Genomic DNA, 6,938 nt, shown 5'->3' with positions numbered 1-6,938 from the left:
GGGCTCACGACAGGAAAGCGACGATATGGACGCAGCGCAAACGGCATAAACCCCTCGACAGAGGGCCGATTCTAGGAGGGTACGGAGGCCATCTGCAATAGGGTTTTCAGAGAGTGTCAGCGCAACAACGAGCTGAGCTCGTATATCACGATCGTAGGCGATCTGCCGCAATGGAAGAGAAGCAACAGGACCTCAATCATGGATCAGGAGGGAAGGCACGGAGGACGGTTAGGCTAGCCGCAATTGCGCCAACGAAGCGAAAGCATTTCTCTGACGTATGTCCGGAATGATCCTCAACTCAAGCAGCGTGACAGCCGGGAGATCGACATGATGGTCCTCTGTCTCGCTTGTTGAGCCCTGTGGACTAAAGTTCCACTGCTGGCGCACGATGTCTTGAAATGATTGCCCGCGATCTGCCGACCAACGCAAGACATACTCTTGCGTGCGCTCCATGTCGGGTTCGTGGAAATGCAGCCGGATCCGTCTCAGCGGCTGCGGGTGCGTAAAGAGAATACGGAGCGTTTGTGTTCCGGGCTCTGCGGCTCGCCACCCTGTACCTTGATCGGCGAGCAATGCGGATTCAATCGGATGAGACGGATGCTCGGAGGTGATTTCTACCTCCCCGAGGCCCTCCACGTTCAACCATTCATGAGGAGGAGCGGGGGTGGTTGTGGGAACATTGTCGATGAGTCGCTTTTTCATGGTGTGACCGTATATTTCATACGCCCTCCCGTTGAGTGCGCGTCATTCTGCCTGAACGCGAAGTGGAGAGGACTGGGAAGCTCACTAGTTCGCTGCTTTGATCCTCTCCTCCATGACTAGCTTAGGGGATCCCCCAGTACTTGCCGAGACATAAGTAGGATAGAGTCATAATTGAACAGGGCAGTGGACATTTTGAACGGGCGGCGGAAACGTCCCCGGACACAGATGGAGGAAGCTGCACTGTTCACTGAGCTCCGCCCTTGCAAAAGGCCGGAGCTTTTCTTTTTGTGGTGCTGCTGCCTCTGCTTTCATCTGGTGACTATTTATAGCGTTCAGCAATCTCTTTCGGTTGGCGCCGCAGCCACCGTCTCCAGGGGCTTTTTTCTGATCGATCGCGAGTCCCTTCCTCATCCCAGTATTGGGCGACGATCGGGTCAAAGTCGAAGCGCTCAGGCAGGAGCCGCCAGTTACGAATGTTCCGACGCACGAAGGTGCGTGGTGCCCGTTTCGTTCGGCACCAGGTGTAGATCATTTCTTTATCTCCTGGCCGGTAGATCTCGACCACCCGCTCCGTGACCGTGCCAGATTTGTCTTCGTAGCGAATCCAGACGGGTTGGCCAGCCGTGTACGCCTGATGCTCGTGCTCGGTCGTGAACAGCCCGCAGTCGGGGTCCGGGGTTTTGATGGGTTCAGCAGGCGCTACTTTATGAGGCTGCGTGTTCTCTTGATGGGCTGAGGGTGTGATGCGATTGCGTGAGACCTTGCGGTTGCGCGATGTTCGGCGAAACGCTATCCAAACTGACCAGCCTATCAGCACAATGAGAGACAAAATTAGAAGGTTCACGCGCCGCCCTTACTAGCCATTCTGCGGCCTGAATGTAGAAGGCCACAGATGTCTTCAAGGAAGAATGCTCTCGCGCTACAGCGGCCTTGTTCTTTGCGATCATGCCACATCTTTCTGCTCGTCTGTCGGTAGAGATTCACGTGCGCTTTGAACAGGGGCTCGCGTGAAAGGTCACCACGCGGCGGGCCGGGATCATCACTGGGTTCCATATACTATTACGTCAACACTCGTCGAGCCTGAGCTGCCATCTGTAGCCGCTTGGATGAGCAATTTTCTTCCGGGAACCGGATAGAGCCTCGTGATCGACGATTTTGATGGAATCACGATGGTGTCGAGAGCGGTGAGATATTGTTCATCACCCTCCATGAGAATGAGTTCAATGACCGCATTGGCATTAGAGTCAGGATGTGCGGTCACGACTATTCGAATTGCGCTATAGAGGGCCACCTCCACTTTGCCCAAGGCGATAGGCTTTCCAGCAGGGATGCTAGCGCCTTGAGCGCGAAACAGCAGTTTGGTCTCGGCGGAATATGCGGGAGAGAGTGCCGTGCTACTAAGGACGAATATGGGAAGCAACATGTACCACGGCGACATCTTCATGACTCAATCTCCAATCAAATCAAACGATGAATAACAGTACTTGTATACTCTAAAGCAACAATACCTCTCGATTCTACTGAAGCTGTTGAAGAGCGAGGCTTCTTGGCGTTGCTGGCGGTCCTGTTTGATTCAAGAAGATCAGGACGTTTCAAGGTTCTCAAAGACATCAGGGATGCATGCGGCGTCAAACAACCGTCCAAAATCTATCAGTCGTCTTTCTGAGATAGTTTTACCGCTCGTTTGTCTGTGTTTATCATCGACTATTATCTCATCGGTTTGATTCTTCCACGTTCCCCAATGGTCAAGCTGTTCAGATAATCCATATACATCGATCGCTCCAGTGCTCCTTGTGTGGCGGTACTTCTTCAGCAGATTCTTCGCGACTTCTTCAATCGGTCTGGATTGAGTGCGAGGTGTATTGGCAAAGTACTTCTTCACACCCTTGATGCGCCGAACCCAGAACTCCATGGCGACTAGGGGGATGGGGTTCGAAACAGTCGATACAGCAGCCAGGCGAACACGATGATGAGCGGCACAAGAAGGATATCCATCGAGAGATCCCTCCACAAAGACTACGTTTTGCTCATGCCGTCTTGAGATTAACCTCGATTAGTTCTCCTTCGGCAGGGGGCCCTTCTTTCTCATTCAGTCACTATTTCCCTTATCAGGTCTTGCTCAGCCCGTCGCCTCCGGCGTCACAGTACCGCTCGTAACAGGTGGATACTGAGGATCACCAAGCTCACCGTCCCGATAACGGATGCGAGCACATAGGCTGCGGCCATCATCCAGTCGCCCCGAACACACATGGAGGCCGTCTCGAGGGAGAAGGCCGAGAACGTCGTGAAGCCCCCAAGAAACCCAGTGATCAAGAGATAGCGTTGGGTCTCAGGAGCGGACCACCGAAGCGCCATGAGCTCAATGAGGAGACCGATCGTGAGAGCCCCGAGCAGATTGACGGTAAGCGTTCCCCAGGGAAATGTCGTGCTGGTCTGTTTCCCCACAAAGCTCGTCACGAACAGGCGTGCCATGGAGCCAATGCCACCGCCAAAAAAGACCAGCAGATACTTGGTCATCTCTCGCCCCTTACATTGAACCGTGCCACATTGCCAAAGAGTTTGGGACCTAGAAGATGAGGGCCAGTTAGGTAAGTAGCTCTCAGAAAGCACGTTTGAACCAATTCTCGACAGCACCTGAGACTTCACTTCGCTTTCGGTACCGCCATACTGTTCACAGATTGATTGATCCCACCGATGAGCCGGGAACCTTGCCATCCACGATCTGTTGCCCATAGGCAATGCACTGGGCCGTGGCTTCCTCCTCGGTTGCATACCGACCCGCCTTTACGAAATGCCGACTGTCCTCATCATCCTCGGTCGTCCAGGATATAAAAACATTCAGTTCCCACTGGCCCGTATCGACGAGCTGCCGAGGGGCTGGTTGAATGGTGTAGCCCTTGTAGGTCACGGCTGGGGCCATCTCTGGTGTCCAGTCTTCGGCAGCTACCCGTTATGCTCAGTCAACATTCCCGCTCTCTCTGTCGGCCTTTTAACGCCCAGACCAACGCGCCCACCCAGCCGATCCCTGTCCACTCTAACGAGAGATTCGTGATCAAAATAGGAATGCAGTTGGGATGTCCTCGTCCGAGGGCGATAAATGAGGGAGCGCAATACGCGAGAGCTGTGCCCAAGACGGAGAGGTGACGGATATCATAGTCCGTGGACACACCTTTTATTGGAATGGTTTGGCGTTCTCCGCTATTTCCCCTTCGGCAGAATCCCCTTCTTTTTCAATTCAGTAACGTGCTGATCAAGAATGTTCGCCACGTACTCCTTCAAGGATGCCTGCTCCAGTGCCGCGGCGGCCTTGATATTTGCGATCACGTCTCTCGGCATATCCCTAAGATTTAAAACAGTTCGTTCGGATTTGGGGTCCGGCTTCATGAAGGCGAGGATACTCAATCTACTCAGTTCAGTCAAACATCACTTGACACCATATGATGCGTAGAATACAAGCACGCTCATGAGTGTCATGAGTAAGGAGTTTACAAAGATGAACATGCAACGACTCAACATTCAGCTACCGTCGAGATGCAGCTCGACGCCGAACGACAGCGCGGCACCGGCGCGGCGGGACTCATTCGTGTATTTACTGGAGCAGCATTTTAAGGGTAAGAAGGCGGCGTAACCCGCCCTCAACGGGAGGTCTATCATGAGTATTGGCTCGTTTCTTCGGAAGGTGTCTCAGCAACAGGGCGTAGCTCCGCCTCGTCATTACCGCGAACGTGCCGTCTCCGACGACTGGCTGTTCCATGGAAGGGATGAGGTCGGACGCGAGGGCTGGTTTGTCCGAATCGAAATTACCGGGATGTATCCACGGCGGTATGGGCCATTCGCCACGCAAGAGAAGGCATGTGCATTGCTGGAGGACTTCCTGCACGATCTAGTGGAGCCATTCGCCAACCTTGACAACGAACTCGACCGTCCTGAGCAGGGTTGTGTCATTGAAGGCATGCCACGTTTGGCGGCGACCACCGACGGAAGGACACCCTGATTAAGGCATCCATCCGGTCCGGCTATTTGGTTACAGGCATCTTCGAACAAGAAAAGGCAAAAGCGATACGTTAGCCCCAAACGGCGTGACCTATGGCGAGAGCAGGACCAAAAGATCGAGGTTTACTTAATAAGCTTGTTTCAACTGGCAAACCAGTGTGGTTTGTCCGGCGCTATCACGACGGCAAGGAACGGCGGTTCGGCAGTTTCCCACAAAGACAAAAGCGAGGGCTGCTCACCTTGCCGACGACAAAGGCGGGCGGGCCGGGATTGACTGGGCCACAGGGCACGATCTCCGCCATACCTTCGCCAGTCGGTTAGCCATGTCAGGCCACAATGAAGGCACGATTGCTGCGCTGTTACGGCATTCGATAACGGCGCTCGTAAAACACTATGCTCACCTGGGGCCGTCACACTTAAAGGCAGCGGTGGAAGAGGTGGCTGAGTTCGAGAAGGCTCAGACGAAAGGAAAATCGGAGCCGATCAGTTCAAGCGGAGAGGGAGGCTTACTATGCGGAAGTTGTGGAGCTGGCGAGAGGAATCGAACCTCCAACCTGCGGTTTACAAAACCGCTGCTCTGCCGATTGAGCTACGCCAGCAAGCCAATGATATGAAGGAGTTACAGTTCTACAGACTCTCGGCCTTGGGGTCAAGTGTTCCGGGCGTGTCTCCTGGAGAGTATGTCCCAAGCTTACTTGCGGCCCGTGTTGAGGTCTTCCTCTCTAATCTGATTGTATCGTTTCCGCATCTGCGGAGATGTATGGCATCAGTCTCGACACTGACTCGCACCTTCGTCAGAAGTGCCTCCATATTGACGAATGAATACTGACAGTGTCCTTTGCTTTGTACTACAATGCGATCTATGTAGCGGAGGGCCTGCTCATATGCGATACCGCGTCGTTCTTGAACAAGATGAAGATGGCATCTATGTCGCCGAATGTCCGTCTCTTCCCGGTTGCGTGAGTCAAGGAAACACGCGCGAGGAGGCCTTGGCCAATATCAAAGATGCCATGGCCGGCTACCTCGAAAGCTTGCGACTCCATAATGAACCCATCCCTCCATCCATTTGGGAAGAAACCGTGGACATCGCCTTGTGAGCAAACTGCCTGTTGTGTCTGGGCAAGAAGCGGTTCGTGCATTGAAGAAGATCGGCTATCTCATCGATCACCAAACCGGAAGCCATATAATCCTGCGACAATCTCCTCCTCCTCACCGGCGACTCAGCGTCCCTCAGCACACCGAACTCGCCAAAGGCACGCTACGGAGCATCATCCGGCAAGCAGGTCTGACCGTTGAGGAATTTAGCGCACTGTTGTAAAGAGCGACACTGCTCTGCGTGTTTCCGCTTTCAAATCATAACCACCTCAAAGAACCGCATCACTGCGGACGGTGCCATGGGTGCAGTCGTGCGTGCCGCAGATTCGGAAGGTCTGTTGCGCCTCTGCGTGGGTGAGGGGCGCAAAAATATGTTGGGGAGAGATTGGTGCGCGAATCCGGTGTCTGAGTCCGTTTATTACCGGTTCGGCTCTTCGCGGGTGATCGGGGAGCAGAGTGAGGTACACCATCACGGAGTCGAGGAACCGCCAGCCCCGCGACACGGCCACCTTTGGATCGGGGTTGATCTGTGGAGAAGAGACGTCCACCATGATCACATACGTTTCTCCATCCAAGTATATTGACCATAACTGAGTCAACAAAACAGCACAACGCCTCTCCTGAAGCGTGGTTCCACTATTCTGACAAGTACTTATGTGGATGGGTCGGAGGGTTTACAAAATCGCTGCTTTGCCGATTGAGCTACGCCAGCGCTAATAATATGAAGGAGTTACAGTTCTACAGACTCTCGGCCTTGAGGTCAAGTGTTCTGGGCGTGTCTCCTGGAGAGTATGTCACAAGCTTACTTGTGGCCCGTGTTGAGGTCTTCCTCTCTGATCTGATTGTATCGTTTCCGCATCTGCAGAGATGTATAGCCTACAATCTCCATGGCTGTAGTTGTGTCGATTCCAGCTTCTGCGCATTGACATTTGTCTATACAAGTGTATACATTTCGCGGTATGATGACAGTGCATGCGAACGGCTTCGACTGGGATAACGGCAATCGAGCCAAATGCGAGAAGCACGGCCTTTCCGTGGCGACGATTGAGGGTCTTTTTGCCCGACCGTTGGCTGTGCTGCCGGACGAGGCCCACTCACAGCGCGAGAAACGCTTTTGCGCCATAGGTCAGACTGACAAGGGACGCAGG

14 protein-coding genes, 1 tRNA gene and 1 pseudogene are annotated in these 6,938 nt (G+C 53.7%); 6 read left to right on the top strand and 10 right to left on the bottom strand.

All coding sequences use genetic code 11. The annotated features are described in order from the left end of the window. Positions 1-228: 228 nt before the first annotated feature. The 8 genes from ACOSYY_RS14400 to ACOSYY_RS14365 form a co-directional block, all read right to left on the bottom strand. Entirely contained in the window at positions 229-702 is a 474-nt protein-coding gene (locus tag ACOSYY_RS14400; RefSeq protein WP_421663215.1) for a discoidin domain-containing protein, read from the bottom strand. Positions 703-1,021: 319 nt separating this feature from the next. Beyond that, entirely contained in the window at positions 1,022-1,546 is a 525-nt protein-coding gene (locus ACOSYY_RS14395; RefSeq protein ID WP_421663214.1) for a hypothetical protein, read from the bottom strand. A gap of 195 nt (positions 1,547-1,741) precedes the next feature. Then, positions 1,742-2,146 carry a hypothetical protein gene (locus ACOSYY_RS14390; protein WP_421663213.1) on the bottom strand — a complete coding sequence of 135 codons (405 nt, stop codon included), beginning with the start codon at positions 2,144-2,146 and terminating at the stop codon, positions 1,742-1,744. Positions 2,147-2,284: 138 nt separating this feature from the next. Further along, entirely contained in the window at positions 2,285-2,584 is a 300-nt protein-coding gene (locus ACOSYY_RS14385) for a hypothetical protein (RefSeq protein WP_421663212.1), read from the bottom strand. 257 nt (positions 2,585-2,841) lie between these two features. Next, positions 2,842-3,219, bottom strand: a complete 378-nt coding sequence (gene crcB / locus ACOSYY_RS14380) for a fluoride efflux transporter CrcB (RefSeq protein ID WP_421663211.1) — start codon at positions 3,217-3,219, stop codon at positions 2,842-2,844. 154 nt (positions 3,220-3,373) lie between these two features. Next, positions 3,374-3,622, bottom strand: a complete 249-nt coding sequence (locus ACOSYY_RS14375; RefSeq protein WP_421663210.1) for an HlyU family transcriptional regulator — start codon at positions 3,620-3,622, stop codon at positions 3,374-3,376. A 40-nt stretch (positions 3,623-3,662) separates the two neighbouring features. Next, positions 3,663-3,869 carry a superinfection immunity protein gene (locus tag ACOSYY_RS14370; RefSeq protein WP_421663209.1) on the bottom strand — a complete coding sequence of 69 codons (207 nt, stop codon included), beginning with the start codon at positions 3,867-3,869 and terminating at the stop codon, positions 3,663-3,665. A 31-nt stretch (positions 3,870-3,900) separates the two neighbouring features. After that, the gene (locus ACOSYY_RS14365; RefSeq protein ID WP_421663208.1) at positions 3,901-4,122 is read right to left on the bottom strand and encodes a hypothetical protein; all 222 of its coding nucleotides are present in this window, start codon (positions 4,120-4,122) and stop codon (positions 3,901-3,903) included. Between the two features lie 73 nt (positions 4,123-4,195). Between ACOSYY_RS14365 and ACOSYY_RS14360 the strand changes: the two genes are divergently transcribed. From ACOSYY_RS14360 to ACOSYY_RS14350, 3 genes and pseudogenes are all read left to right on the top strand, one after another. After that, positions 4,196-4,330, top strand: coding sequence for a hypothetical protein (locus ACOSYY_RS14360; RefSeq protein ID WP_421663207.1), 135 nt, complete (start codon positions 4,196-4,198; stop codon positions 4,328-4,330). Positions 4,331-4,354: 24 nt separating this feature from the next. After that, positions 4,355-4,696 (top strand): hypothetical protein, encoded by a 342-nt coding sequence (locus tag ACOSYY_RS14355; RefSeq protein WP_421663206.1) that lies wholly within the window; start codon positions 4,355-4,357, stop codon positions 4,694-4,696. A 157-nt stretch (positions 4,697-4,853) separates the two neighbouring features. Next, a pseudogene (locus ACOSYY_RS14350) lies at positions 4,854-5,042 on the top strand (hypothetical protein); the annotation flags it as partial. Positions 5,043-5,218: 176 nt separating this feature from the next. Here the strand turns inward: ACOSYY_RS14350 and ACOSYY_RS14345 are convergent. After that, a tRNA-Thr gene (locus ACOSYY_RS14345) sits at positions 5,219-5,294 on the bottom strand. A 285-nt stretch (positions 5,295-5,579) separates the two neighbouring features. Between ACOSYY_RS14345 and ACOSYY_RS14340 the strand changes: the two genes are divergently transcribed. Together ACOSYY_RS14340 and ACOSYY_RS14335 are read left to right on the top strand one after the other, a co-directional pair. Beyond that, positions 5,580-5,792 carry a type II toxin-antitoxin system HicB family antitoxin gene (locus tag ACOSYY_RS14340; protein ID WP_421663205.1) on the top strand — a complete coding sequence of 71 codons (213 nt, stop codon included), beginning with the start codon at positions 5,580-5,582 and terminating at the stop codon, positions 5,790-5,792. Beyond that, the gene (locus ACOSYY_RS14335) at positions 5,789-6,013 is read left to right on the top strand and encodes a type II toxin-antitoxin system HicA family toxin (protein ID WP_421663204.1); all 225 of its coding nucleotides are present in this window, start codon (positions 5,789-5,791) and stop codon (positions 6,011-6,013) included. Before ACOSYY_RS14340 ends, ACOSYY_RS14335 begins: the two co-directional genes overlap by 4 nt. 46 nt (positions 6,014-6,059) lie before the next feature. Here ACOSYY_RS14335 and ACOSYY_RS14330 read toward each other — a convergent pair whose 3' ends face one another. After that, complete coding sequence (locus tag ACOSYY_RS14330) at positions 6,060-6,347, bottom strand: hypothetical protein (protein WP_421663203.1); 288 nt, start codon at positions 6,345-6,347, stop codon at positions 6,060-6,062. A 402-nt stretch (positions 6,348-6,749) separates the two neighbouring features. Between ACOSYY_RS14330 and ACOSYY_RS14325 the strand changes: the two genes are divergently transcribed. Next, a partial coding sequence (locus ACOSYY_RS14325) for a BrnT family toxin (RefSeq protein ID WP_421663202.1) occupies positions 6,750-6,938 on the top strand: 189 nt, incomplete at its 3' end.

The sequence above is a fragment of the Nitrospira sp. BLG_2 genome, from assembly GCF_049222245.1.
This window is presented reverse-complemented; position numbering and strand designations above follow the sequence as displayed.

Bases quoted from the DNA above. Each gene is read 5' to 3' on its own strand.
- ACOSYY_RS14375 (WP_421663210.1), bottom strand. From the start codon at position 3,622: ATGGCCCCAGCCGTGACCTACAAGGGCTACACCATTCAACCAGCCCCT.
- ACOSYY_RS14360 (WP_421663207.1), top strand. From the start codon at position 4,196: ATGAACATGCAACGACTCAACATTCAGCTACCGTCGAGATGCAGCTCG.
- ACOSYY_RS14390 (WP_421663213.1), bottom strand. From the start codon at position 2,146: ATGAAGATGTCGCCGTGGTACATGTTGCTTCCCATATTCGTCCTTAGT.
- ACOSYY_RS14400 (WP_421663215.1), bottom strand. From the start codon at position 702: ATGAAAAAGCGACTCATCGACAATGTTCCCACAACCACCCCCGCTCCT.
- ACOSYY_RS14340 (WP_421663205.1), top strand. From the start codon at position 5,580: ATGCGATACCGCGTCGTTCTTGAACAAGATGAAGATGGCATCTATGTC.
- crcB (WP_421663211.1), bottom strand. From the start codon at position 3,219: ATGACCAAGTATCTGCTGGTCTTTTTTGGCGGTGGCATTGGCTCCATG.
- ACOSYY_RS14355 (WP_421663206.1), top strand. From the start codon at position 4,355: ATGAGTATTGGCTCGTTTCTTCGGAAGGTGTCTCAGCAACAGGGCGTA.